This is a genomic window from Shewanella livingstonensis (assembly GCF_003855395.1).
Lineage (GTDB): Bacteria > Pseudomonadota > Gammaproteobacteria > Enterobacterales > Shewanellaceae > Shewanella > Shewanella livingstonensis.
In genome coordinates, this window is record NZ_CP034015.1 from 3,212,998 (window position 1) to 3,239,357 (window position 26,360).

Here is a 26,360-nt window from a genome sequence, read left to right on the forward strand (position 1 = left end):
TAATATATTACTAATGATGGAAACTTTTAACACTATCATTGAAAACTGCTTATGCTGGTAACTGAAGATAACGTGCAGCATTTATAGCAGAAGGCTCAGTTAAGTAAGGCACATAGCCTAAAAATGGACCGCGCATCATTTGTTGTAAACTATCTATATTTTCGTCTATAAAAGTCATATCAGCATCAACTTGATTAGCTACCCATCCCGCTATCGTTAATCCATCGGCTAGTATTGCCTCTTGAGTTAACAACGCATGATTTAAACAGCCTAGTTTCATGCCAACGACTAAAATAACCTCAACACAAGGCAGTAGCTGCTGTTTAGTGATTTGTTTTTTTTGTAATTTAGCTAGCAATAATTTAACCGTATCAGATAAATACTCACCATTACCTAATGGTAAACGCCAGCCACCAGCTCCTTCAATTAACGCAAAATCAGCACTTTGCATTGCTGAGTGGTACATAATATCGAGCACACCTTGCGCGCTTAAAGCTTGATTCACTTGCTTAGCAGCAATGTGCGGTGCAATAGCAGGTGCAAAACTAATAGGATTAATAACCTGATATGGTAAATCCATATTCGACTGCGCCATTAACATCATGGCATCACTGTTACGTAAGCCACCTACAGTAAACCCGCATCCTGATGCTATCGGTTTAAAGCCGCATTTACTGCCGTGAGCTTTGGATAATAATGCCGCTGAAATTAGCGTTTTACCACTGTCAGTGTCTGTTCCCGTGACAAAATACAACATAGATTTAGCCTCGTTTAGCGCGGATATACGCAATTTGATACGTTAATGGTAAGCCTTTATCGGTGCGCAAGGTTTCAGCTAAGGTAACACGTTGGCGCCATTGTAGCTTGGTGAGCGGCTGACGTTTTGTGCCGTCACTTTGTTGATCAAACGATGCACCCACCCCTTTGATTGAATAAAGTAAGCTGCGTAAATCAGCAAAATATACGTTAATCGTCTCAACCTGAATATCAACGTTGTGCCAGCCACCGACCGTTATTGGAGATGCGTTAAACGCCGCCTTAAGTGTCGATAAGGTATCAAATTGATTGACGTGAAAACCTAAAGTTTGTAATTCAGCTAAGCTACCATCAATAACCACGCTGAGATGGCATTCGCCGCCCACTCGTAATACTCGATGAAATTCAGCAAACGCTTTGGGTAAGGTTTGGCACCACTGCAAGGCTAAATTGGAATAGATACTGTCGATAGAGTGACTGAGTAACCCCAACGCTTGTGCGTCGCAGCAAAGGGGTAAGTAATTAGGATGTTGTTGTGCCAATTGCGCCAGCATGCCATGAGCAATGTCCACTGCAACAACCTGCTTAACCTTATCAAAAACACTAAAATCAGTGCCAGGGCCTGCTCCAACATCAAGCAAGGTGCCAGTTAAATTTGCCTGTTGTAATAATTGCTGCGCACTAATACGCTGTAACACATCGTGTTGCTTATATTGAGCCGCAGCGAGTGAAAACTTGTTTGCCACTGGGTTATCTAACGTCATGAGAGTTCTCAAAGATACGATTTATTTAGCCACTGATTTAACGACTGATTGTGGTACTAATACTGCTGATTTTACTGATTTTGCTATCATCATGTTGATGAATAAGCAGAGCCACTGCGCTAACCAGTGCAACAATATCACTGGCTTGATGTTGTGCATTTAAGGTTATGCGTAAACGCGCCTGCCCTTTGGGCACCGTTGGCGAGCGAATAGCCCCCACCAAAAAACCTTGTTGCTTTAGCTGCTCTGCAATGGCTATAACGCGATGATTATCACCGACCATAATCGGTTGAATTGCGGTCATTGAAGCGGTAATCGCCAGTTTATGTTGCTGCGCAACTTGCCTAAACAAGGCGATATTTGCCGTTAATTGTGTCAATAACTGTGAATGAGTTTGCTGCCAATTAATCGCCGCTAAGGCTAACTGTGCATTCGCTGGCGACAACGCAGTAGAATAAATATACTCACGAGAAGTCGCCACTAAGTAATCAATCACATTTTTTGAGGCTAAAATGGCCGCACCTTGGCATCCTAATGCTTTACCAAATGTCACCACTTGAATGTCTACATTATCAGCATTGACAAATGTACTAGGTAACACGCCAAAGCCGTGAGCATCATCAACAATAAGCCAGCAATCATGTTGCTGACATAACCTAGATAATTCAGCTATCGGGGCAATATCACCATCCATACTAAATACACTTTCAGTGACGACGGCTGTATGAGGATTAGCTTCAATAAGGCGTGCTGCACTGCTTGCATCGTTATGTAAAAAACGCCGAATATTACTGCCACTGTCTTTTAAACCATCAATAACAGAAGCATGCACCAATTTATCGGCTATTATTGTGTCATCCTTGCTAAACAAGGTTTTCATTAGCGCGCTGTTGGCGCTAAAACCAGAACTAAACAACATGCATGCTTGATGACCTGTAAGTTCACACAAGCGCTGTTCAAGCGTTAAATGGGCCTGGTTATAACCACTCACAAGCGGTGATGCACGGCTACCAACACCATACTGCAGCGCCCCAACATAAAGTGCTTGGGCTAAAGCAGGTTCATGGGCTAAGCCTAAATAGTCATTATGGCTAAAATCAATTGTCGCATGTGGCTTGGTTGCCGATACATGTCGTTGGCGTAAAAGGCCTGTCGCCTGCAGATCAGTAAGCTTATCACTTATCCGCTGGGTTAATGGATGTTGCCCCATAGCTGCCTGGCCCAATACTGTCATGTTAAATTACAGCGCCGCTGCGTCAAAAAACTGCTTAGTTGATTTATCTTGCTTAGCACTGGCTTTAGCAAGTAATGCACTGTCTGATTCAATATTAGCTTGTGGTCCCTGCTCAGGATGTAAACCCAATCGGCGGAACAGGCTCATATCATCGTTTTCTTCTGGGTTTGGCGTAGTCAATAACTTACAGCCGTAGAAAATCGAATTCGCACCAGCAAAGAAACACATCGATTGCAGCTCATCACTCATGCTTTCACGTCCGGCAGATAAACGCACTCGGGACTTAGGCATAATGATGCGGGCAACCGCAATAGTGCGCACAAATTCAAGTGGGTCTAAATCATCAATTTTCTCAAACGGTGTTCCCGCAACTTTGACTAACATGTTAATCGGCACTGAATCTGGATGTTGTTCTAAATTAGCCAGTTGTTGCAGTAAACCTGCGCGGTCGGTGGCTTGTTCACCCATACCAACAATCCCGCCCGAACACACTTTCATCCCAGATGCGCGCACGTTTGTTAGCGTGTCTAAGCGGCTTTGATAAGTGCGGGTAGTGATAACATCACCATAATATTCAGGCGAAGTGTCAAGGTTATGGTTGTAATAATCTAAACCCGCATCGGCTAATTTGCCGGCTTGGTCAGGTGACAGCATACCTAACGTCATGCAGGTTTCCATGCCTAAAGCACGGACATCTTTTACCATTTGGGTTAAATATGGCATGTCTTTGTCACGCGGGTTACGCCAAGCTGCGCCCATACAAAAACGTGATGCACCAGCAGCTTTCGCGCTTTTGGCTTCCGTTAATACTTTTTCAATTTCAAGTAAACGTTCTTTTTCAAGACCCGTGTCATAACGCGCACTTTGAGGGCAATACTTACAATCTTCCGGGCAAGCCCCTGTCTTGATAGACAATAAACGGCTGATCTGTACCTCGTTAGGGTCAAAACTTTCACGATGAATACTGTGGGCTTTAAACAGTAAATCATTCATTGGCAATGCAAATAATGCTTCGATTTCTACTTTTTGCCAATCATTGCGAACTTCAGCTAACGACATGGATCATTCCTTTATTTTGATTTTATGTTGGCTAGGATACCCTGAGCCCGTAAACTGTCAACGCAACAACCACTTCACGCTTTACTAGCGGTCAAAAAATGAGCATCAATAATTATGGCACTTTCCGACGCAAACACCACTATCGACTACGCCTTTGATCAACAACATATTTGGCACCCTTATACCTCTATGACCCAGTCTCTGCCTGTATATGGCGTGGTTTCAGCACAGGGTTGTGAGCTTACCTTAGACAGCGGAAAAGTGCTTATTGATGGTACGAGTTCTTGGTGGTCATGTGTGCATGGTTATAGTCATCCGACCATTGTCGCTGCTATGCAGCAACAGCTTTCACAGCTTAGCCATGTGATGTTTGGTGGCATTACCCACCTGCCAGCTATTGAAGTTTCCAAACGTTTAGTCGCCATGACCAGCCCACAATTAACCAAAGTGTTTTTGGCCGATTCTGGCTCAATTGCAGTAGAAGTGGCTTTAAAAATGGCACTGCAATATTGGCAAGGCCGAAACAAGCCTGCTAAGCAACGGATCATGACGGTTAAAAGTGGTTATCACGGCGACACTTTTGCCGCGATGAGCGTGTGCGATCCAGATGGCGGCATGCACACCATGTTTGGCAATAATGTCACTCAACAGATTTTTATTCCTAGCCCTAGCACGCCTTTTGGCGAGCCATTAAACCAATCTGATATAGCGGCTTTAGAGCTTGCCTTTGCGACTCATCACCAAGATGTGGCGGCGGTAATCATCGAGCCGATTATGCAAGGCGCCGGAGCGATGCGTTTTTACTCAGCGGCCTATCTTCAAAAATTACGTCAGCAGTGTGATGAATACCAAGTGCTGTTAATTCTAGATGAAATAGCGACTGGTTTTGGCCGTACTGGAAAATGTTTTGCTTACGAACATGCCAATATCGAAGCCGATATTTTATGTGTCGGCAAAGCGCTAACGGGAGGTTACATCAGTTTAGCTGCAACCCTGTGCAGTGACGAAGTCGCCAATGGCATTAGTGACTCACCCGCAGGTGTATTTATGCATGGTCCTACCTTTATGGGTAACCCATTAGCATGTGCTGCGGCAACCGCCAGCTTAGATTTACTGCTGCAAGGTGACTGGCAGCAGCAAGTTAACGCCATTGAAACTCAGCTCAAACAAGAGCTTGCTAGTGCAAGTAATTTACCGCAAGTCAGAGAGGTGCGCGTGCTAGGGGCTGTTGGGGTCATTGAAATGGTTAATACGGTTAATACAGCCCAATTACAACAAGCCTTTGTTGAACTTGGTGTCTGGATCAGGCCGTTTAATAAATATATTTACCTTATGCCACCCTACACTATTAGTGCAGAGCAATTAACTAAGTTGACCTTAGCGATGATCACAGTCGCAAAAAGCATAGACGCCACGCCAGTAACAACTCAATTTATTAGTCACGGCTAAGAGTAAAACCTACTCGCGCCAGTAAAGCCTTTATTGTGATGGTATTACTGGCTGACCACTATCAATGTAAACTTTAATGCGTACGCGATTTAAGCTTTACTACGCATGGCAATAAAACCAGCCTGCAACGTAATCCGTGCTAGCCACTGTCTAATATTTGGATAATGACCTAACTCGAATCCCCCTTGATGAGCAACATGGGTATACGCAAACAAGGCGATATCGGCTAAGGTAAATTGATCGCCACATAAAAATGGCTGTGCTGCCAGTTCTGCATCCATCACACTGAGTGCTTTATGGCCTTTGACATGTAATGATTGGTACTCAACTAAGCGCTCTTCAGGTAAGCCTAAATATAATTGAATAAATCTTGCTACCGCAATATAAGGCTCGTGACTGTATTGTTCAAAAAACATCCACTGATACATTTTTGCGTTGATAAAATTATCACTAGGAATAAGACTTGAACCTGCAGCTAAATAACCCATAATCGCATTTGACTCAGACAGCACGTGGCCATCGTCGAGTTCGATTAACGGTATTTTTCCTGAGGCATTTTTAACTAAAAAGGCAGATGTTTGTGTGTCGCCAGCTAAAATACTCATTTCTTGCCACCGATGTTCCACCCCTAACATGTTCAACACCAACTGCACTTTATAACAATTGCCCGACATGCTGTCACCGTGTACTGTGATCATAACGTTTCACTGGCTTAGAATGGCATAACTACTTTTTCACTAAACTAGATATTAACGCCCGCAATGCTGCCGGTTTAATCATTTTAGCCATATAGTGATAACCGCGTCTTTCAACATCGTCAACCAAATCTTTATTAGTATTGGCTGTAATTAGTATCCCCGGCAAATGCTCACCATAACGACTGCGGATACCATTCATGGCATCAATGCCATTTTGATCATCATCTAAATGATAATCAGCTAACATAATGTCTGGTGCAACGCCTTTAAGTCCTAACTTAATCCGCGCATCGGCAAGATCTTTTGCGCAAATAACCTCACATTGCCAACGACTTAATAGTGACTCTAACCCTGCAAGAATAGCCTCTTCATTATCGATACATAAAACTTTAATCCCAGCTAAAGGTTGCAACAATGTCGGTAAAGGCTTACTGCTTATTTGACTGATGGTTTCGCCTATTGGCACAGAAATAGAGAATAGCGAACCATGGCCTAAGGTTGAACTCACATGTATTTGATGATCAAGCACCTTGCTAATGCGATCGGCAATCGCTAATCCTAGCCCCAAACCACTAACATTACGGCTACTTGGATGATTAAGGCGCTTAAACTCTTTAAATATTTCTTGTATATCAAACTCATTAATCCCACAGCCTGTATCTAATACTTGGATCTCAATAAACCCACCACGATGACGGCAGCCAAATAAGACTTTACCGCCACGGGCATAGCGGTAAGCATTGGTTAAAAAGTTCTGCAAAATACGCCGTAATAATGAAGGATCTGAGTTTACAGTCGCGGTAGAGGGCACCATTGAAAATGAAATTTGGTTATCTCCGGCCATCGCATCAAATTCAATAGATAAACCATTAATAACTTCTGCAATAGCAAAATCACGACGGTTAACATCCACCATGCCAGAATCGAGCTTAGAAATATCGAGTAAATCGGTTAATAACTCCCCAGCCGTTTTTAGCGAACTGTTTACATGAGTTAGCGTAGTGCGCGCTTCCAAATCTAGATTAGGATATTGCGATAGTGAGGCGGTAAATAATCTAGCCGCATTTAATGGCTGCATTAAATCGTGACCGACAGCGGCCAAAAATCGAGTTTTAGACGCATTTGCGAGTTCCTCTTGGGCTTTGGCTTCAAGTAGTTCACTGTTCAGCATTGCAAGTTCGTAGGTACGTTCTTGCACCCGACTCTCTAAAGTTTCATTAGCCTCCAGCAAGGCTTTTTCTTGTAAGCGATATTGGGTAATATCGGTAAATGTCATTACAAAGCCGCCATCTGGCATTGGGTTACCTTGAATTTTAATCACTTTACCGTCTTGACGTTCACGCTCAGAAGTATGCGGAGTGCCATTACGCATATGTTGTACCCGAACAACGACTTGGCTTTCAATATCTCCTGTACCACAGAAACCCCGTAAAGCATTAAACCTCACGATATCTGCAATAGGCATACCTTGCTGTAAAAAGCCTTCTGGGTACTGATACAATTCTACATAACGATAATTCCAAGCCACTAAATTAAGGTCTTTATCAACCACACTCATGCCTTCATAAGCATGCTCAATTGCTCCTCGCAGCATATCTTGGCTTAAAATAATTTTAGAGGATGCTTCATCAACGAGACTAAATACTTCATCAAGGGCTAAATCACGACCTTGCAGCACTGAGTCCATAACAAGTGATGCACTTGATGCACCTAGAACTCCCGACAGCATGTGTTCAGTGTGGGCGATTAATTCTTCTGGAGCCGTTTTATACCAACTGTCACTTTTAACGGCATCAGGCGAAAAGCGACTAAAACTTTCATAAGCGCGTGTAGGACTGACAAACCGGCTCGCCAAAATTAATAGATCTTGTTGTGAAATAGGCCCTTGACGTTTTTTAGAATCTTGCTTTGATGACCACGGCTTAACAAAGTTACTTGCTTGAATACGCTCAGCAACACCAGCTCTAAACCATATAGAGCCAAGAACATAGCAAACAATATTGGCTAATAATGCTATTAAAGTATCACTAACGTTGGGAGTAATTGAATTAAGTAAACCAGAATCAGCACCAATTAAATGCGCTTCACCAGCACCTTGAAGTAAAATAAAACACCACAGACTAAAACCGACAGCAAGGCCTAAATATACCCCAGCTCGATTACCATGTTTCCAATATAAGCCGCCGACTAACGCGGGTGCTAATTGAGAAAATGCACCAAATGACATCATCCCCAAATGTGACAGAGAATCTCTATCGGTAAACAGTAAATAACTTAAATAACCAAAACCTAAAATCACCACTATCGATAAGCGACGTACATTTAATAACAGTTGAGAAAACTGACTAAAATTCTTTTCTCGTATTTGGCCGGTTCGCAGTAAAAATGGCACTAGCCATTCATTACTGACCATAACACTGATGGTTACCACGGCCACTATTACCATCCCCGTGGCCGCAGATAAACTCCCTAGCAATGCAACAACGGCTAAAATAGGTTGATCGAGCGCCAAAGGTAAATTAATCACATAGGTATCAGCGGATACCGAATCACCCAAAATAACTTTACCTGCTAATGCTAATGGCGCAACAAACAAGCCAAACAAAGCTAAATAGATCGGGAAAATCCACCGAGATTTTTTTAAAATATGTTCGCCGCCGCACTCAACCACCATCACATGAAACTGCCTTGGCATACACAAAAAGGCTGCCATACCAACAAATAGCTCAGGTAAAAATGACTCTAAACGAATATGACTATTTTGAATCAGGGCCTTATCTGAGGCCTGCTGCCAAATATCACCAAAACCATCAAACACCCCAAAGCTAATGACGACGCCGACAGAAATAAAGGCGGCGAGTTTAACCAATGACTCAAACGCAATCGCAACCATCATGCCAGGATTATGTTCAGTAGCATCTAACTTACGTGTACCAAATAAAATAGCAAAAATGGCTAACAACAAGGTGATTAATAATGGTACCGCTACTGGACTCAGCGGATTATCAGCGGGTTGGAATAAATTAAGACTAAATACCATCGCTTTAAGCTGTAGCGCGATATAAGGCATGATGCCAAATAAAGCAATAAGTGTGACTAAAGCGGCTAATAACTGTGATTTACCATAACGAGCAGCAATAAAGTCGGCAACAGAAGTAATATTTTGCGCTTTAGACACCACCACCATTTTTCGCAGCATGCCAAAACCAAGGGTAAATACCAATATTGGACCGACAAAAATAGGTAAGAAAGACCACAGATCATTAGCAGACTGACCGACTGTGCCTAAAAAACTCCATGAAGAGCAGTACACTGCTAAACTGAGTCCATAAATCCACACTTGAGCTTTTTGGTTTATTTTACTAAACCACCGCTCAGCTCCCCATGCCAAAATAAACAGCAAAGAGACATAACACACCGCAATCACGGCCACGATTAAGGTTAAGTTCATCAAACGTCCGATATCATTTTATTATTATAAAAAATCTGTTTTATTTTCATCTAAAACATAACGCATTGAACAGAAAACAACCTATACAATAGAATGGTTATAAATAGTAGACTAATTCTGCAGCAATTCTAATCATATTAACACGTGCAACAGACTAAATATTAAGGATATTTTAAAACTAGACCAAGGTCTAATAGTGCTAACAGCCCGTTGCAGATGATACTTTAACCACGCCATTTTTAGAAAGGGAAGCCCCATGACCCCTCAGTCTCTTTACAAAGTTCCGAGTGACATTGCAGAAAATGCACTGGTTAATAACGATCAATATAAGAAAATGTACCAGGAGTCCATTATTAATCCAGAAGGTTTCTGGAGAGAACACGGCAAACGTATTGATTGGATTAAACCTTATACCAAAATCAAGAAAACATCATTTGATGATCATAATCTATCCATTAATTGGTTTTATGATGGCACGCTCAATGCTTCCGCCAATTGTTTAGATCGCCACCTTGAAGAGCACGGCGATAAACTGGCCATTATCTGGGAAGGCGATGACGCCAACGAACAACGTAAAATTACTTACGCTGAGTTATATGTCGATGTGTGTAAATTTGCTAACGCGCTTCGCAGCCAAGGCGTTAATAAAGGCGACATCGTCACGATATACATGCCTATGGTGCCCGAGGCTGCTGTAGCAATGTTAGCCTGTGCTCGCATTGGGGCAGTTCATTCGGTAGTCTTTGGCGGTTTTTCTCCAGACTCGATTGCTGCTAGGGTGATTGATGGAAAATCAAAAGTATTAATTACCGCTGACGAAGGTGTTCGTGGTGGTCGTAAAATTCCATTAAAACGCAGTGTTGATGAAGCCATAGCAAACCCTGATGTCACTTGCGTCGAAAAAGTTATTGTATTTAAGCGCACAGGTGGTGACATCGATTGGGTTGAAGGTCGAGACGTTTGGTGGCATTCACTGATGGAAGTGGCTTCAGAATTTTGCCCACCTGCTGAAATGAACGCCGAAGATCCACTATTTTTGCTTTATACCTCTGGCTCTACAGGTAATCCTAAAGGTGTGCTGCATACCACCGGTGGTTATATGGTATATGCCTCGATGACACACGAATACGTGTTTGATTATAAAGCTGACGAAGTATATTGGTGTACCGCCGATGTAGGCTGGATTACCGGTCATTCCTATATGGTATATGGACCTTTTGCTAATGCCGCCACGGTACTTATTCATGAAGGCGTGCCTAATCACCCTACTCCAGCTCGATTAGGTGAAATGATTGACCGACATAAGGTCAATATCCTGTATACCGCTCCTACATTAATTCGTGCATTAATGGCTGAAGGTAAAGAACAATTTAGCCATTATAAAGGTGACTCATTACGCATTATGGGCTCAGTAGGTGAACCCATAAATCCTGAAGCATGGCGCTGGTACCATGAGGTGATCGGTCATGAAAACTGCCCTATCGTCGATACTTGGTGGCAAACGGAAACTGGCGGCATTCTGATAAGCCCTTTACCCGGAGCTACGGATACCAAACCAGGCTCTGCAACTCGACCATTTTTTGGTGTGCAACCAGCACTGGTTGATAACATGGGTGATATTGTTGAAGGTACTGGTGAAGGTAACTTAGTTATCCTTGACTCGTGGCCAGGCCAAATGCGAACAGTGTACGGTGACCATGATAGATTTGCGCTGACTTATTTTAAAACATTCCGCGGTATGTATTTTACCGGTGATGGCGCGCGTCGTGATGAAGATGGCTATTATTGGATCACTGGTCGTGTAGATGATGTTATCAACGTTTCAGGGCATCGCTTAGGTACAGCTGAAGTAGAAAGCGCGCTAGTGTCGCATGAACTCGTTGCTGAAGCGGCCGTTGTGGGTTACCCACATGACATTAAAGGCCAAGGCATTTATGCATACGTCACTCTAACTCGTGGCATCGAGCCAACTGAAGAGTTGCGCCAAGAACTTCGTCAATGGGTTCGTAAAGAAATTGGTGCGCTTGCTACACCGGATCTAATCCAATGGGCAAGCGGTTTACCTAAAACGCGTTCTGGCAAAATTATGCGTCGATTCTTACGTAAAATTGCGGCTAATGAAGTAACCAACTTAGGTGATTCTTCTACACTGGCAGATCCTGCAGTGATTGATACATTGATTGAGTCTCGCTTAAACAAAACTGAGTAATGAAAATCAACTTGTGATGTTCTATCCACCCAGAGAAATCCTGACCAATTTCTCTTTTCGCCCCTCGATTGAGGGGCTTTTTTTAATTACGATGATATTTCGCCTAGGTCACAGTCTTGTAAGTTACTGCTTGTCTGATGCTTCAGACGGTAGAGCATAAGATGTATCAATGGTAACTTTATATAAATGGTCATTTAGTGCCGTTTGATAGCTAATTGATTTACCGACTATAATCATTATTTTTTTATCACCTAACAAGTCGGCAGCGTCATTAGATTCATCTCGCAAACTGATCAATAAATTGACCTTGTTATCTTTATCTTCTGTCGACACGATTGTCACGCCATAGTCACCCTCGACATTGAGGGACACAGAATCATTTAGCCCCATCACAATTTTTGAGGCCGATGTTGATATATCTTCAGAATGCTTAACGGTTTCTTCAATAGATAAGCCAATAATCAGACCTTCTTCGGCAACAGCGATGTGGCTAACCATTAATAGTGCGGCTAACGATAAAAATTTCATAATGTGTTTTCCTGCTGGGATATATTATTGTTTTTATATTTATTAATATCAACTAACTCGATAAACAAATCTACACCAACTGATATAAAAAAACAGCGCTTAACTCGCAAAAAATATCAACGCCGTTTATTTATTAACGTCAACCGTGGTTAATTAATTTATCTCTGCTCATTCATCACTATATGGTTTATCAATCATCGCCTATGTTAAGCTTTATCCAAATCAGAATAATGCTAGCAATAAATTGAAAGACTCACCTGTTAAAGCCACAAAGATCACTCTACGGGATTACCAACAACAATCGGTAGATGCTGCTATTGCGCATTTTAAGCAAAGCCAACAATCGGCCGTATTGGTCCTTCCAACTGGCGCAGGCAAAAGTATTGTCATTGCAGAACTTGCACGGATTGCTAATGGAAATGTACTGGTGTTAACTCACGTAAAGGAGTTAGTCGCCCAAAATGCTGAAAAGGTAGGCTTACTGACACAAGAGGCAAATATCTATTCAGCGGGATTAAATCAAAAAAAAGCCAATGGTAAAACGGTGGTAGCCAGTATCCAGTCAGCGGCTCGTGCACTCACAAAATTTACCCAGCCTTTTTCATTAGTGATCATCGATGAATGTCATCGTGTTAGTAATGAGTCGACTAGCCAATATCAGCAATTACTTATCCACCTTAAAACGCGTAACCCTAACCTTAAACTGCTTGGATTAACTGCGACGCCCTATCGATTAGGTTTAGGCTGGATATACCGCCTGCACTACCATGGAAAAGTAGGTAATACCGACACGCCTGTGTTTGACAAGTGCATCTTTGAATTACCAATGCGGCCATTAATTAGTAAAGGTTATCTCACTAAACCAATTATTTTTGACGGACTGAGTGCCCAATATGATTTTAGTGAACTAAACGCCTATGACAGCGGTGAGTACCCACAAATGGAAATAGACTCATTGCTGAATCACCAAGGACGAGCAACTACTGCGATTATCAAACAAATAAAGCAACTGGCCGAAGTCCGCAAAGGAGTATTGATTTTTGCAGCCACAGTCAGACATGCCAATGAAATAATGACACTCTTAGACAACGATGCTGCATTAATTACCGCTCAAACGCCCCATAACGAGCGTGATGACATAATCAAACGTTTTAAATCCCAGCAACTCAAGTTCATTGTAAACGTAGCCGTATTAACCACAGGCTTCGATGCACCTCATGTTGACCTTATCGCAATATTGAGGCCTACAGCATCTATAAGTTTGTTCCAACAAATGATTGGTCGAGGGTTGCGCTTAGCACAAGATAAAACAGATTGTCTAATTATTGATTACGCTGCTAATGGTTATGATCTATTTTATCCTGAAGTTGGCCAAGCCAAACCCAATAGCAAATCAGTACCCGTTCAAGTACATTGTCCAGTGTGCCAATTTGCTAATATCTTTTGGGGAATTGTCGATGATGATGGCGATATTGTCGAACATTATGGTAGACGTTGCCAAGGATTAATCAATAACAACCAACAGTGTGACTTTAGATTTAGATCAAAATCATGTCCCGACTGCGGTGCTGAAAATGATATTGCTGCACGAATCTGTAATACCTGCCAATCAACCTTAATTGATCCTGATAAACGCCTAAAGCAAGTGCTTAACGCTCAGCATCATCATTTGTTTAAATGTGCGCAAATGTTATTACTCAATCAAGACGACAAGTTACTTGTTCAATATCTTGATATTGAAGGTAATGATTTTAAACAAACTTTTAATTTTTCGACACCTGCACAGCGTAAAGCATTTTATGCGGTATTTGTACTAAGTCACACCCGCACGCCAGGCCTACGTCATCCTCAATATAACAAGATAGCAGATGTATTAGCGGATCAAAGCCGATTCAGAAAACCCGATTTATTATTACTGAAGAAAAACAAGCATCGCTGGGATTTAGTTGATTCATTTTTTAACTATCAAGGCAAATATAAAATCGATATGAGTTAAAACAAAATTAATTGCGATCAATTACCATTTAAAAAATACTTATGGTATAAATTGGCCATATCATTAAACAGGAGTCACCATGTTTGTAGTTATTTTTGGCCGCCCAGGCTGTCCATATTGTGTTCGAGCTGTTGAATTATCAGAAAAGTTAGCAGCACAAGATGAAAATTTCAAATTTAAATATATTGATATTCATGCTGAAGGTATCTCAAAAGCAGACTTATCGAAAAGTGTTGGTAAAACGGTTGAAACCGTCCCACAGATTTTCATCGATGAGCAACCTATTGGTGGTTGCACTGAATTTGAAGCTTATGTTCGTCAAAACAATTTACTTAATTAAGCTTTTAAGCTTAAAAATAAAAGGCAACCTATATGGTTGCCTTTTTACTATCCGTTTATATGCTAAAGGGCATATTTCGCCGAAAATATAATACGATTTAAATCACCGTCGAAACCATCTTCACGCTCATTCAAAGCATGCATATACTCAACCCCAAATGTCAAAGGCTTTGAAGGTGAATACAATAGATTAACATAGCCAGAATACGCTTCTTTGTTAACGGTACCACCAGTGAGCGCCACATCGTTATCAGCAGTAAAAGCTGATACCGTTAAGCTAGAACGCCATTGCTCTGACCACCAATGACGGTAGGCCACAAATCCACCAAAAGATTTAATCGCTTGGATATCGCCATTGGAATCAAGTACCCCGGCATTAGCATAGTTTAATGCCATATAACGGCCTAATCCTTCACCGTAAGTCGCTGTGAATTTAAGATCGTCTTTACCGACAGGAATAACACCAGCAAAACTGACGCCATAACCAAGTTCAGAGGTATCGTACTGAGTCGTACCGACCACTTGCTCTAAATCTAGTTGTCTTATAATCGCGGCAACTGAATATGCAGAACCATTGCCAGCACTAAAGTTATAACGTCCAACAAAATCTGGAACAACACCACTACCACTGGTAATTCGACCACCGCCACCTAAAGGCGTCACAGTCGTTTCAGGATTTTCAATTGAGAACTGCCAATTACCATTGGTATAACGCAGTTGTGATTGCCTAACAAATGGTGTTCCTTCAGCTGCTCCGACAAAGTCTAAATTCTCCGGTAAGGCGCCTGGGTTTTGAAAAGTTGTCCACGTTTGCCCTACAGTCCAATTGTCATAAGTTACAAATGCATGACGAATACGTGGAGAGTAGCTATTAGACACTCGCTCATTGCCATCGGTGTGGGTCATGAAATCAAGCTCAATAAAACCTGTTAGCGTATGCCCTTCGACATCGGTAACTGTTTTAAAATTAAACCGTGATTCACGAGCTTGAAAGTCGACAACTTGCTTACCATTACCCGTCGTACCATAAATAGTTCCTGGCACATAAAACTGACGAGATAACGAACCTGAATCTGGCGCCCCATTGCCATAATCACTAAACATCACATCGGCTTTAATGTAGCCACCAAAAGTCATATCTGTAGCAGCCTGAGCTCCCCCGCTCATTGCCAATAAAGCACCTGCAACATAAAGACTGAGTTTTTTCTTTTTCATTATGATCTCCCTATTGATATTGTTCTAATCTTGAGCAATATGAGCTAATTAACAATCATATAACATTAGCAATAGGTCTATGAGACAAAAGTAGACAAGCAAAAACTAATCAATCGACTAATTCGAAAACAAGATGTTGTTTAATACCATGTAGATCTTGATAAGTTTGAGTCACTAGAAATGTTATAAGAAATTAAACGCTAAATAAGCTGATGACAAACAAACTGCATCAAACCAGTTACAGTGGATCTGCTTTGTAAAACATCTTAGGTTTGCTGAGATATCAACATCGAATGCTACTCAAATCTGATAACGTTGATAAAAGGGATAAAAGGGATAAAAGGGATAAAAGGGATAAAAGGAATTTTAGAAGACATGAGTAAAGGAGCAAAATGGTGGGCTATGAAGAGATCAAACATTGGAGCCATTCGTTAAAAGCCAACTGCCGATGTTTAAACACTTAAAGATCTGACGATGCATTTTAGCCTATAAGAAACCAGGCATACTTTTATGATCTGAGAGCTTAAGAATACTGAAGGGGGAACCAGAAAAAGTAGTGAATAGTGAACCACAGAGTAACAGAGCTAACAATCCATCTTGGTATTGCAAATACATTATTATTATTGGATTGACGGCCAACTAGAAATATTGAAAACACCTGAAAAGTGTGATTTTTTATAGTCTGGAAGATTAAGTGTCACTGAGAGAGAAAATAAAAAGTGGTGGGTCGTGAAGGATTCGAACCTTCGACCAATTGGTTAAAAGCCAACTGCTCTACCAACTGAGCTAACGACCCATCTTGGTTTTGCAAGAACTGATATTCTTACTGGAACAAAAGCCAACTGTCTATGTTTCAAGACCAACTGAACTAACGACCCATCCTGGTGTAACATTTAAATTCTTTAGCCACGATTTAAAAAGTGGTGGGTCGTGAAGGATTCGAACCTTCGACCAATTGGTTAAAAGCCAACTGCTCTACCAACTGAGCTAACGACCCATCTTGGTTTTGCAAGAACTGATATTCTTACTGGAACAGAAGCCAACTGTCTATGTTTCAAGACTAACTGAACTAACGACCCATCCTGGTTTTGCAAGAACTAATATTCTTACTGGAACAAAAGCCAACTGTCTATGTTTCAAGACTAACTGAACTAACGACCCATCCTGGTGTAACATTTAAATTCTTTAGCCACGATTTAAAAAGTGGTGGGTCGTGAAGGATTCGAACCTTCGACCAATTGGTTAAAAGCCAACTGCTCTACCAACTGAGCTAACGACCCATCTTGGTTTTGCAAGAACTAATATTCTTACTGGAACAAAAGCCAACTGTCTATGTTTCAAGACTAACTGAACTAACGACCCATCCTGGTGTAACATTTAAATTCTTTAGCCACGATTTAAAAAGTGGTGGGTCGTGAAGGATTCGAACCTTCGACCAATTGGTTAAAAGCCAACTGCTCTACCAACTGAGCTAACGACCCATCTTGGTTTTGCAAGAACTGATATTCTTACTGGAACAGAAGCCAACTGTCTATGTTTCAAGACTAACTGAACTAACGACCCATCCTGGTTTTGCAAGAACTAATATTCTTACTGGAACAAAAGCCAACTGTCTATGTTTCAAGACCAACTGAACTAAAGACCCATCCTGGTGTAACATTTAAATTCTTTAGCCACGATTTAAAAAGTGGTGGGTCGTGAAGGATTCGAACCTTCGACCAATTGGTTAAAAGCCAACTGCTCTACCAACTGAGCTAACGACCCATCTTGGTTTTGCAAGAACTAATATTCTTACTGGAACAAAAGCCAACTGTCTATGTTTCAAGACCAACTGAACTAACGACCCATCCAAGTTTTGCAAGAACTGATATTCTTACTGGAACAAAAGCCAACTGTCTATGTTTCAAGACTAACTGAACTAACGACCCATCCTGGTGTAACATTTAAATTCTTTAGCCACGATTTAAAAAGTGGTGGGTCGTGAAGGATTCGAACCTTCGACCAATTGGTTAAAAGCCAACTGCTCTACCAACTGAGCTAACGACCCATCTTGGTAACTAACAGATAATAACTTAAAACACAGAAACTGCAGAGTAAGTGATTAACCTCTTAATACCCCCAAAAGGCTATGCCGTTCTGAGGGCGCCTATAATACCTTTTTCAATTTCTCATGCAAGTGCAAATGTATAAATTCTTGTTGTTTGCATGAAAAACAGACTAAGAGGCTGTTTTTTGACTTAATTAGCCTTTTAGTGCTGATAGTTGCTGTTGCGCAAGGCGTGCTGATGCACTATCAGCATATTCTTTTAAGACTTTATTATAGAGTGCTCTCGCACCAGCAGAATCATTTTCTTTTTCTGCAATCATGCCAAGTTTAACTAAACTATCGCCACGCTTATTTGAATCGGTAAATTTACTGACCACGGTACTAAAAGCTTGTTTTGCGTCGTTGTATTCATTTTTATTATACAATAACTGACCTAACCAATAGTTTGCATTAGCCGCATAGTTAGATTCTGGGTATGTTGATATGAAACTACGAAATGCAGGAATGGCATCATCATATTTACGGTCTTTAAGAACCAAGTTTACTGCTGCCTCGTAACTTCCTGTTTCTCCCAACGTTGAACTTGCAGCAGCGACTGAGGTGGCATCTGTTTGAACTGGCGCAGCTGGAGTAGATGACTTAGCAGTAAAATTAGCAATTTCCTCGTACAGCTGTCGTTGGCGCTGTAGCATTTGATTCATTTGATAATTTTGTTGCTCAGTAATGCCTCTTAAATCCAATACTTCATTTTGCAGAGCATCCATACGACGTTGCATGTCAAACTCGCCTTGCTGTTTTGCTTTAATGATGCGCTCTAACCTTGAGATTCTGTCATCATTTGAACCACCTGCAGCATCTTCAACAGGAGCTGGAGCTGCAAAAACAGTTGCTGTAGTAAAAAACATTGCCGCAACTAATATGGCTTTTCTCATTTTTTTCTCCTAAAAAAGGCCAACCGAACACGGTTGGCCTTACACTTCTTAAGCTTAGTAAACTAACACGCCACGACGGTTTTTAGCAAAACCAGTATCGTTACGAGAATAGTCTAATGGTTTTTCCTCGCCATAACTCACGATACTCATTTGGCTAGACTGCACGCCCATACCTTGTAAATACTTAGCAATCGCTTTCGCACGACGTTCGCCTAGGGCGATGTTGTATTCAGGAGTACCACGTTCGTCAGCATGACCTTCAATCAACACTCGAACATTTGGATGTTCAACTAAATAGTTACCATGAGCTTGAATGATTTCAGCGTTTTCACTCTGAACTTCACTGCGGTCAAAATCAAAATAAATGATATTTTCACGACGTAGCTCTTGTTCTTTTAAACGCTGCTGTTCTGCCGGGCTTAACACCGCACCAGCACCACCAGTTTCAATACCACCAGCACCATATTCACTACCAGTACCACTCATAGAACCGTTAGCATCAGTTTCAGAGTCTGAAGTTGAGCTACAGGCACCCAGTGCCATAAGCGGAACTGCAACCAACATAGCTTTAAACAACTTATTCAGATCCATTTTAAATCCTTATCAATATCTATTTAGAGAAACGGAGACCATGCAGGTGACTTCACCTCGCCCTGGCCGACAGGCAATCTTGCTTTAAATCTACCGTCCATAGAGACAGCAGCTAATACTTGTTTACCTTCATGGGTTGTACCATAGATAACCATAGTGCCATTTGGAGCAACACTTGGTGATTCATCAAGTTGAGTTGATGAAAGCACCTGCATAAAGCGTGTTGCAAGGTCCATTCTAGCAATATGATACTTACCATTAGTACGGTTTACAAAAATCATACTACGACCGTCAGGAGTAATTGAACCACCTAGGTTCCATTCTCCTTCAAAAGTCATGCGCGAGACTTTATTTGTATCTAAACTTACGCGATATAACTGTGGTTTCCCACCACGTTCAGACGTAAATAATATTGATTTACCGTCTGGGAACCAAGAAGGTTCAGTATCAATTGCGTAATGTTCTGTAATACGTCGATTTGCTTTAGTGGCAATATCGACGACATAAATTTCTGGCTGGCCATCTTTGGATAACGTAACCGCTAATTTTTTGCCATCAGGAGAAAAAGCTGGTGCACCATTAATACCATCAAAACTACTCACTAGAGTACGGGTTTGACTATAGATGTCTTGAACAAAAATTTCAGCTTTTCTATTTTCAAAACTTACATAGGCTAAACGACGTCCATCTGGAGACCAAGTTGGTGACATCAAAGGCTCTGGAGAGCGTAATAACATTTGTTCATTGTATCCATCATAATCAGCAATCATTAGATGGTAAGGTGCTTTTTGACCCTGTTTAACAACAACATATGCAATACGAGTTAAGAACGCACCACGAATACCAGTGAGTTTTTCATAAACAATATCACTGATCCTGTGACTGTATTGTCTAAATTGATTTGCACTGATCACGGTTTCACGACTTTCAAGTAATAACTCACTGTTATTTTGAGGCCCTTTTCCCGCTTGCAGTTGTGCTTTGACTAAATCAATCAATTCAAAACTCACTAGATATTTATCGGCACCGTATGGCTTAACCGTACCAACAACAACCGCTTCAGCTTCTACATTAATCCAATTTTGTGCAGTAAAACCATTCACTGATGAGATAGTAGATTGTGGCAATGCACGCACATCAAGCGTTTTAAATGTACCACTGCGAGACAAATCAGATGCTACTACATCAGAAATAGATGCTGGTGCTGGACCTTGCCCCTGCCATACGAAAGGAACAACAGCAATAGGTCTTGCTGCATCAACCCCTTCAGTGATCACAATATCTAACGCTGCGCGAGCAGGTGTAGTTAATACTATTAATACCAGGGTTAGCCATTTAGCCAAATTATTCATGCGACTCCTTTTAACTCAATTCCATCATTAAATACGATTAATATTAATTAAATTCCGGTGAAACGGTTAAATTAATTTCTTTTAATTGCTGATATACAGCAGGTTCTGGCGATACTGGTAATCGTCCGGCTTTATTGATTGACGCTTTAGCCGCTCGACAAACTACCTGATCACCATCCAACGTTTGACTCGTTGTAACAAAACCATCTGACGCTAAACGAATAAATACCCGACAGCTTTTACCACGCATTGACTCATCAATAACTAAGTTTCGTTGAATGGTAGCAATAATCATGGCTTTATACTTATCAACTTCTGACAACACTTGTTTATTACGCGTTTTAGACAGCGAATCTTGCTCAGCAGACATAGCCTCAGCCATTTCACGTTCTTGACGCGCTTTAGTATCAGCTTCCGCTTTACGTTTACGCTCAGCATCTTCTTTGCGTTTACGCTCATCATCAGCTCGTTGACGTTCTTCTTGAGCTTTTTTCGCCGCGGCCTCTTCTTGCTTTCGTTTTTCAGATGCTAGCTTAGCTGCATCTTCGGCAACTTTTTGTTCCTGCTCTTTCTGCTTACGAACAACTTCAGCTTTATCGGCACGCTCTTTTTCTAAAACCTGTTTTGCTTGAGATGCTTTAGCTGCATCATTAGCTTTTTGAGTTTCCTGTTCTTTTTGTTTACGCTGAATCTCTAACGTTTTAATTTTTTCTTGCTCGCGTTCTCGCTCACGGCGTGCTTCAGAAGCTTTACGCTCTAACTCTGCTTGTCGAACTTTTTCTTGCTGAGCCACATCCTGCTTTTGTTTTTTTAATTGTTCAACTCTATCATTCACTTTCTGTTGATCAATCACAATTGCTCGAACGGCTGGAGCACTTGCCGCTGTAGTTTGCACTTGTTTGGGTTTATCTTCAAAACTAATGCCTAAAGCAAGAATGACAATAAACCCTATATGAATACCAGCAGAAATAGAAACTGGTACGGTTAAATCTGATTTACCAGCCACCTATTTCTCCTTTGGTGAATCGGTCATTAGCCCTACAGCTGGCACACCAGCACCTTGTAAACTAATCATTAATTGAATGACACTTTCATAAGGTATTGTACGATCAGCTTTCACTACCACAGGCCTTAACGGTTCAAGTTGTATTAACGCTCCAACTTCTGTTGAGACTTGCTCTAAATCCATCGTTTCAGAATTTGAACTACTACCAGTGTTCAAGAAGTACTGCCCAGCAGCATCAATTGAGGCAACGATAGGAGGCTTACTATCTGGTGGTAACGATTCAGCACTACCTTGAGGTAACTCTACTTTAACCCCTTGCGATACAATAGGCGCTGTCACCATAAAAATAATCAACAACACCAACATTACGTCGATGTAAGGTACAACGTTGATTTCTGCAACTGGACGACGACGTTTACGCTGATACATTAAACAGCTTCCTTCTCGCTATATGCTTGACGTTGCAATATGTTGGAGAATTCTTCCATAAAGTTAGCATAAGTCATTTCAATTTTATCAACTTGCGTTGTAAAACGGTTATAACCAATAACAGCTGGAATAGCAGCAAACAAACCCATTGCTGTTGCAATTAATGCTTCAGCAATACCCGGTGCCACCATCGCTAACGTTGCGTTTTCTACCGAGCCCAATGCAATAAAGGAATTCATAATCCCCCAAACAGTTCCAAATAGACCAATATACGGGCTGGTTGAGCCAATAGTTGCCAATAGAGGCAAATGGTTTTCAAGCTTTTCCATTTCTCGCGACAAACTCACTCGCATGGCTCTAGATGTTCCATCCATAACCGCTTCAGGTGCTTTACTGTTGACTTTACTCAGGCGAGTATATTCTTTAAAACCAGCAACAAACATCGACTCTAGACCAGAAATAGCACTACCACGGGCAATCAATTCTTTATAAAGACGGTTTAAATCAACACCCGACCAGAACGTTTCTTCAAAACGTAATGACTTTGCTCTTGCTGAGCTTAATAATTTGTTGCGTTGAATGATCACTGCCCATGAGGCAATCGATAATGCTAACAAGGTCAGCATAACTAACTTTACCAACACACTGGCTTCTAAAAACAAACCAATAAATGAAATTTCAGCGTGCACTGTCAAACTCCTGAACAATATTTAGGGGAATAGCGCGGGGACGCATTCGTGATAAAGATATACACGCGACAACCACTGTCGCCTCACAATAGCAATCACCTTGATCATCGACTAGGCGCTGGTGAAATACCAACGACACTTTTTTTAATTCAATAACCTTGGATTCAACCACAAAATCCTGTTCAAACTTTGCAGCTTTACGGAAATCTAATTCTGCATGTTTAACGACAAAAGCAATGTCTTCTGCCAACAGTTGTGCTTGGCTAACACCCAGTGCTTTTAACCATTGTGTTCGAGCCCGTTCAAAAAATTTTAAGTAATTAGAATGGTACACAACACCACCGGCATCGGTATCTTCGTAATAGACAGAAATAGGCCAAACAAACATAATCTGAACATCAATTTTTAGGTTGTAAAAGTTGGCTTACTATACCGAGTACCAACACGCTTGTGAATAATGTACTGAGGGAAAAGCAGACTTTATTTTGCTCAAAATGAGCTAAAACACACGAAAAACCTCAGGAACTGTAATAGATGAAGCTTTATTAATGTACTTTCCCAAAAAATTAACAATTTGTTAAAAAAATCACATCATTCCAATAAAGCATTGATTGAGCATAACAGCCCACTTTTAACCGTTTACAAACTTAAAAAAATGTAAAAAAGTCACTAAATAAATGGTGTGCCATACGTTATCATTATTCACTCCATAAAACGTGAACATGAATAAGAGTTAAGAGTTAAGAGTTAAGCTAATAATATTTTGCGATTAGGTTTTCTACAATCAAGATATCAGTGAATAAAGTGGCTGCTTAACGGCTTAGTACGTGGTAAGAAACACGTGGTGAGAACTGATGTTGTTTAATAAAAACACTTGCTAAACAAATCCGCTACGCTAAGTAGACTTATAGTATAACCACTGTCAAAGCATAATTTCGTTAATTTTTAAATGCTCAAATAGGCTTTACAACATGGCGAAATTATTTTATCTGTTAAACATTATCGTTACACAATTAACTAATCCGAATATTTATGCACAAATTATAAATAATAACCTAAAAAGAGCTGTATAAGCCTATTAGAGCCTAAAAAGCAGATCATTATCACTACTCAGCATTAGTTTTACTAATGATAAGTGGTAATTTTTCTAGTTTGTCACATTAGTGTATTCATTCTATTATGCACTTGTTTTCAGGACACATCTGATTCTGATGCTGAAAACCAAGAACTCCAAACTGATGTAACCCAATACCTCAGTTATCCCTAGTTCTTATGCTTGACTTCCTTCCTTAAATTTGTTGATTGCAAATTGTTTAGCCCACTTGGATTAAGTGGGTTTTTTTTGTCTTTTTTTCAGCAGATTAATACCATGTGGTCTCACAAACGCACCCAAGAGCCTTAAGTTTTCAAATTTAAGGATTTAGATAAACGCTAATAGAGACGTTTAAAACAATTACCAAACAATAGAAACACTTATTGTACTTTATATGCTGGAGTCTTAGGGCCCTGATTAGTTTGCTAATGAGTGTTGATGTTATCTGACCCAAGTTGATAACGTCCAGGTTAGATAATATTGATGGGAATAATGTCTCAACTTAAATGAATGGTTTACCGTTGATTAATTTAATCACTCGTTCATCCAAATCCAATAACTTATTTGCCCTGACAGTAACAAGAAACAAACGGTTAATAGATGGACTTTCTGTCACAAGATTATGTCAGTGGCGACCTGGTGTCTTATGAAGCAAGTACTCTAGTATGAGTGAACTTTACGACAACACTCTAATTGATGTTTATATAGGCTTAGTTATTTTAATCACAACTCGGCGGTTCATTTTGCGTTCTTCGGCAAGATCATTACCAGTAACATGGCGTTTTTCACCATGACCAGATGTGTGAATGCGATCTTTAGGGATACCACTAGCAATTAAAATATCTTTCACTGAGTCGGCCCGTTTATCAGACATCTTTTGATTAACTGAACGTCCACCGTAACTGTCGGTGTAAGCATCAATAAGAACGAGTTCAACTTCAGGATCATATGATAAATAACGCTGTATTTTTTGTAACTGTTGAGTGGAGAAGCGAGTCAACTCTACTCCGCCCTCTTGATAATTTAATACCGTAAACGCAATATCATCAAAACTGTATGGCAACAAATTAGCTAAACAAGAACGAAACTCACGATATTTACCACCAAAATTAGCTGACGATAATCCAACTGCAATCTTGGCATCGTGATTATACCAATCAGCGTAATAAAACGTCGGCTCCATTCCTTGACTCAGTTCATTCAACATAGACCAAGCTGCTTTTTTGGGTACTTCACCATTAAACTGCTTATTATAAGTCAATGTTGTAATTTCTTTAGAGTTATGACCAGGACGCCAGCTAGGAGCTCGGCTAATTAATGTTGCTTTAGTGACGGCATCAGGTTTAAGCCACATATCTAAAGTGAAATTTAAATTTAAATTTTTACCCGCTTTACTGGTAAACACCGCACGGCCATAGTCAGGAATATCATGTTCAAGGCGACATTCGATAGGATTGTTCTCCCCAAGACGCCATGCCGAGTTTTCAAGTGACGCAACATAATGCCTCAAATCAGCGTTAGCCGTTGAGCAAATACACAAACTTGTGAGTACGATTAGTTTTCGCCACATAAAAACACCCTTTATACTTGATTACATTGTTTGTATCGGCCATAAAGTCAGTTCCTTTAGCAAACAATCGAGTTTAAACGATGATAAAAACTACAATCAAACATGACACTGCGCTTGAGTTTGCGCATAATACTCGGCCTATATCATTTGCACCGATGAATGATAGCTATTGAGGATAAAGACTGTAATGACTGATATTTGCGACGCTAACAAGTTTAAACACCGCTTTCGTGGTTATTTTCCTGTGGTTATCGATGTCGAAACTGCGGGTTTTAATGCCAATACAGATGCGTTGCTTGAAATTGCCGTCAGCTTATTAAAAATGAATAGTGATGGTGTCATTGAACTTGATAGAACTCTTCATTTTAATATTGAACCTTTTGAAGGCGCTAACTTAGAACCTGAATCCTTAGCATTTAATGGTATAGATCCAACCAACCCGCTTCGTGGTGCTGTAGATGAAAAAGTCGCTTTTTTAGAAATTTTTAAAGAAGTTAAAAAAGCTCAAAAGGCAGCTGATTGTCATCGTTGTATTATTGTCGCGCATAACGCTGCTTTTGACTTAGGATTTATTAACAAGGCTATTGAACGAAATAGTTTAAAACGTTCTCCTTTTCATCCTTTTGCAAGCTTTGATACTGCGACTCTCGCCGGTCTAGCTATTGGTCACACAGTCCTAGCTAAAGCCTGCAAAATGGCAGGGATCGATTTTGATAATAAAGAAGCACATTCAGCATTATATGATACAGAACGAACCGCCGAATTATTTTGCTACATTGTAAACCGCTGGAAAGCACTGGGCGGTTGGCCTCTAGCAGCGGTTGAAGATAAGACTGATCCAGCCAGCGAATAGTGATATTAAGCCACTTTTTACTCGTCACTTTGTACCCCAAACGAGTTATCTATAAACTTTGATAAACAAATCATTAATTTTTCCCCATAAAAAAAGCTGC

General features: G+C 40.7%; 21 protein-coding genes and 6 tRNA genes. 5 read left to right on the plus strand and 22 right to left on the minus strand.

Annotated elements, in window-relative coordinates; translation table 11 throughout:
• Window positions 1–49: 49 nt before the first annotated feature.
• The 4 genes from bioD to bioB are packed head-to-tail and all read right to left on the minus strand — an operon-like array spanning window position 50 to window position 3,813.
• Window positions 50–754, minus strand: a complete 705-nt coding sequence (bioD, locus tag EGC82_RS13890; RefSeq protein ID WP_164839222.1) for a dethiobiotin synthase — start codon at window positions 752–754, stop codon at window positions 50–52.
• A gap of 7 nt (window positions 755–761) precedes the next feature.
• On the minus strand, window positions 762–1,520 hold the full coding sequence (locus EGC82_RS13895) for a methyltransferase domain-containing protein (protein WP_124731293.1): 759 nt from the start codon (window positions 1,518–1,520) through the stop codon (window positions 762–764).
• Between the two features lie 37 nt (window positions 1,521–1,557).
• Complete coding sequence (locus EGC82_RS13900; RefSeq protein WP_124731294.1) at window positions 1,558–2,754, minus strand: aminotransferase class I/II-fold pyridoxal phosphate-dependent enzyme; 1,197 nt, start codon at window positions 2,752–2,754, stop codon at window positions 1,558–1,560.
• A 6-nt stretch (window positions 2,755–2,760) separates the two neighbouring features.
• Window positions 2,761–3,813, minus strand: coding sequence for a biotin synthase BioB (gene bioB, locus EGC82_RS13905; protein WP_124731295.1), 1,053 nt, complete (start codon window positions 3,811–3,813; stop codon window positions 2,761–2,763).
• A gap of 114 nt (window positions 3,814–3,927) precedes the next feature.
• Between bioB and bioA the strand changes: the two genes are divergently transcribed.
• On the plus strand, window positions 3,928–5,262 hold the full coding sequence (gene bioA / locus EGC82_RS13910) for an adenosylmethionine--8-amino-7-oxononanoate transaminase (protein ID WP_124731296.1): 1,335 nt from the start codon (window positions 3,928–3,930) through the stop codon (window positions 5,260–5,262).
• Window positions 5,263–5,351: 89 nt separating this feature from the next.
• On the opposite strand, the gene EGC82_RS13915 is transcribed toward bioA, so the two are convergent.
• Together EGC82_RS13915 and EGC82_RS13920 are read right to left on the minus strand one after the other, a co-directional pair.
• A complete protein-coding gene (locus tag EGC82_RS13915; RefSeq protein WP_124732657.1) occupies window positions 5,352–5,957 on the minus strand; it encodes a glutathione S-transferase family protein in 606 nt (201 codons plus the stop codon).
• Between the two features lie 31 nt (window positions 5,958–5,988).
• Complete coding sequence (locus EGC82_RS13920) at window positions 5,989–9,411, minus strand: hybrid sensor histidine kinase/response regulator (RefSeq protein ID WP_124731297.1); 3,423 nt, start codon at window positions 9,409–9,411, stop codon at window positions 5,989–5,991.
• Between the two features lie 256 nt (window positions 9,412–9,667).
• On the opposite strand from EGC82_RS13920, the gene acs reads away from it, so the two are divergent.
• Complete coding sequence (gene acs, locus EGC82_RS13925) at window positions 9,668–11,620, plus strand: acetate--CoA ligase (protein ID WP_124731298.1); 1,953 nt, start codon at window positions 9,668–9,670, stop codon at window positions 11,618–11,620.
• Window positions 11,621–11,743: 123 nt separating this feature from the next.
• Here the strand turns inward: acs and EGC82_RS13930 are convergent, their stop codons facing one another.
• Window positions 11,744–12,148 carry a hypothetical protein gene (locus tag EGC82_RS13930; RefSeq protein WP_124731299.1) on the minus strand — a complete coding sequence of 135 codons (405 nt, stop codon included), beginning with the start codon at window positions 12,146–12,148 and terminating at the stop codon, window positions 11,744–11,746.
• A gap of 274 nt (window positions 12,149–12,422) precedes the next feature.
• Here EGC82_RS13930 and radD point away from each other — a divergent pair, with 274 nt between their 5' ends.
• Together radD and EGC82_RS13940 are read left to right on the plus strand one after the other, a co-directional pair.
• Window positions 12,423–14,144 (plus strand): DNA repair helicase RadD, encoded by a 1,722-nt coding sequence (gene radD / locus EGC82_RS13935; RefSeq protein ID WP_124732658.1) that lies wholly within the window; start codon window positions 12,423–12,425, stop codon window positions 14,142–14,144.
• Window positions 14,145–14,223: 79 nt separating this feature from the next.
• Complete coding sequence (locus tag EGC82_RS13940) at window positions 14,224–14,484, plus strand: GrxA family glutaredoxin (protein ID WP_124731300.1); 261 nt, start codon at window positions 14,224–14,226, stop codon at window positions 14,482–14,484.
• Window positions 14,485–14,546: 62 nt separating this feature from the next.
• Here EGC82_RS13940 and EGC82_RS13945 read toward each other — a convergent pair whose 3' ends face one another.
• From EGC82_RS13945 to EGC82_RS14015, 15 genes are all read right to left on the minus strand, one after another.
• The gene (locus EGC82_RS13945; RefSeq protein ID WP_124731301.1) at window positions 14,547–15,698 is read right to left on the minus strand and encodes a DcaP family trimeric outer membrane transporter; all 1,152 of its coding nucleotides are present in this window, start codon (window positions 15,696–15,698) and stop codon (window positions 14,547–14,549) included.
• A 720-nt stretch (window positions 15,699–16,418) separates the two neighbouring features.
• Window positions 16,419–16,494: transfer RNA gene (locus EGC82_RS13950), tRNA-Lys, on the minus strand.
• Between the two features lie 125 nt (window positions 16,495–16,619).
• A tRNA-Lys gene (locus tag EGC82_RS13955) sits at window positions 16,620–16,695 on the minus strand.
• Between the two features lie 207 nt (window positions 16,696–16,902).
• A tRNA-Lys gene (locus EGC82_RS13960) sits at window positions 16,903–16,978 on the minus strand.
• 125 nt (window positions 16,979–17,103) lie between these two features.
• A tRNA-Lys gene (locus EGC82_RS13965) sits at window positions 17,104–17,179 on the minus strand.
• Between the two features lie 207 nt (window positions 17,180–17,386).
• Window positions 17,387–17,462: transfer RNA gene (locus tag EGC82_RS13970), tRNA-Lys, on the minus strand.
• 207 nt (window positions 17,463–17,669) lie between these two features.
• Window positions 17,670–17,745: transfer RNA gene (locus tag EGC82_RS13975), tRNA-Lys, on the minus strand.
• A 194-nt stretch (window positions 17,746–17,939) separates the two neighbouring features.
• Window positions 17,940–18,677, minus strand: a complete 738-nt coding sequence (gene ybgF, locus EGC82_RS13980) for a tol-pal system protein YbgF (protein WP_124731302.1) — start codon at window positions 18,675–18,677, stop codon at window positions 17,940–17,942.
• Between the two features lie 54 nt (window positions 18,678–18,731).
• Window positions 18,732–19,268, minus strand: a complete 537-nt coding sequence (gene pal / locus EGC82_RS13985; protein WP_124731303.1) for a peptidoglycan-associated lipoprotein Pal — start codon at window positions 19,266–19,268, stop codon at window positions 18,732–18,734.
• A 23-nt stretch (window positions 19,269–19,291) separates the two neighbouring features.
• Window positions 19,292–20,620: a Tol-Pal system beta propeller repeat protein TolB gene (tolB, locus tag EGC82_RS13990; protein WP_124731304.1), complete on the minus strand. Its 1,329-nt coding sequence runs from the start codon at window positions 20,618–20,620 to the stop codon at window positions 19,292–19,294.
• A gap of 43 nt (window positions 20,621–20,663) precedes the next feature.
• A complete protein-coding gene (tolA, locus tag EGC82_RS13995; RefSeq protein WP_124731305.1) occupies window positions 20,664–21,626 on the minus strand; it encodes a cell envelope integrity protein TolA in 963 nt (320 codons plus the stop codon).
• Window positions 21,627–22,055: a protein TolR gene (gene tolR / locus EGC82_RS14000; RefSeq protein ID WP_124731306.1), complete on the minus strand. Its 429-nt coding sequence runs from the start codon at window positions 22,053–22,055 to the stop codon at window positions 21,627–21,629.
• Window positions 22,055–22,744, minus strand: coding sequence for a protein TolQ (gene tolQ, locus EGC82_RS14005; RefSeq protein WP_124731307.1), 690 nt, complete (start codon window positions 22,742–22,744; stop codon window positions 22,055–22,057). The genes tolR and tolQ overlap by 1 nt, the downstream gene beginning before the upstream one ends.
• Window positions 22,734–23,135, minus strand: coding sequence for a tol-pal system-associated acyl-CoA thioesterase (gene ybgC, locus EGC82_RS14010; RefSeq protein WP_124731308.1), 402 nt, complete (start codon window positions 23,133–23,135; stop codon window positions 22,734–22,736). The genes tolQ and ybgC overlap by 11 nt, the downstream gene beginning before the upstream one ends.
• A 1,402-nt stretch (window positions 23,136–24,537) precedes the next feature.
• Window positions 24,538–25,407 (minus strand): flagellar protein MotY, encoded by an 870-nt coding sequence (locus tag EGC82_RS14015; RefSeq protein WP_124731309.1) that lies wholly within the window; start codon window positions 25,405–25,407, stop codon window positions 24,538–24,540.
• Window positions 25,408–25,594: 187 nt separating this feature from the next.
• Between EGC82_RS14015 and rnt the strand changes: the two genes are divergently transcribed.
• A complete protein-coding gene (gene rnt / locus EGC82_RS14020) occupies window positions 25,595–26,260 on the plus strand; it encodes a ribonuclease T (RefSeq protein WP_124731310.1) in 666 nt (221 codons plus the stop codon).
• Window positions 26,261–26,360 lie beyond the last annotated feature (100 nt).

Coding starts and splice junctions, on each gene's coding strand:
- EGC82_RS13895 (WP_124731293.1), bottom strand. CDS start 1,520: ATGACGTTAGATAACCCAGTGGCAAACAAGTTTTCACTCGCTGCGGCT.
- EGC82_RS13930 (WP_124731299.1), bottom strand. CDS start 12,148: ATGAAATTTTTATCGTTAGCCGCACTATTAATGGTTAGCCACATCGCT.
- EGC82_RS14015 (WP_124731309.1), bottom strand. CDS start 25,407: ATGTGGCGAAAACTAATCGTACTCACAAGTTTGTGTATTTGCTCAACG.
- tolB (WP_124731304.1), bottom strand. CDS start 20,620: ATGAATAATTTGGCTAAATGGCTAACCCTGGTATTAATAGTATTAACT.
- EGC82_RS13940 (WP_124731300.1), top strand. CDS start 14,224: ATGTTTGTAGTTATTTTTGGCCGCCCAGGCTGTCCATATTGTGTTCGA.
- acs (WP_124731298.1), top strand. CDS start 9,668: ATGACCCCTCAGTCTCTTTACAAAGTTCCGAGTGACATTGCAGAAAAT.
- bioA (WP_124731296.1), top strand. CDS start 3,928: ATGGCACTTTCCGACGCAAACACCACTATCGACTACGCCTTTGATCAA.
- ybgF (WP_124731302.1), bottom strand. CDS start 18,677: ATGAGAAAAGCCATATTAGTTGCGGCAATGTTTTTTACTACAGCAACT.
- EGC82_RS13920 (WP_124731297.1), bottom strand. CDS start 9,411: ATGAACTTAACCTTAATCGTGGCCGTGATTGCGGTGTGTTATGTCTCT.
- EGC82_RS13945 (WP_124731301.1), bottom strand. CDS start 15,698: ATGAAAAAGAAAAAACTCAGTCTTTATGTTGCAGGTGCTTTATTGGCA.
- rnt (WP_124731310.1), top strand. CDS start 25,595: ATGACTGATATTTGCGACGCTAACAAGTTTAAACACCGCTTTCGTGGT.
- bioB (WP_124731295.1), bottom strand. CDS start 3,813: ATGTCGTTAGCTGAAGTTCGCAATGATTGGCAAAAAGTAGAAATCGAA.
- EGC82_RS13900 (WP_124731294.1), bottom strand. CDS start 2,754: ATGACAGTATTGGGCCAGGCAGCTATGGGGCAACATCCATTAACCCAG.
- tolR (WP_124731306.1), bottom strand. CDS start 22,055: ATGTATCAGCGTAAACGTCGTCGTCCAGTTGCAGAAATCAACGTTGTA.
- pal (WP_124731303.1), bottom strand. CDS start 19,268: ATGGATCTGAATAAGTTGTTTAAAGCTATGTTGGTTGCAGTTCCGCTT.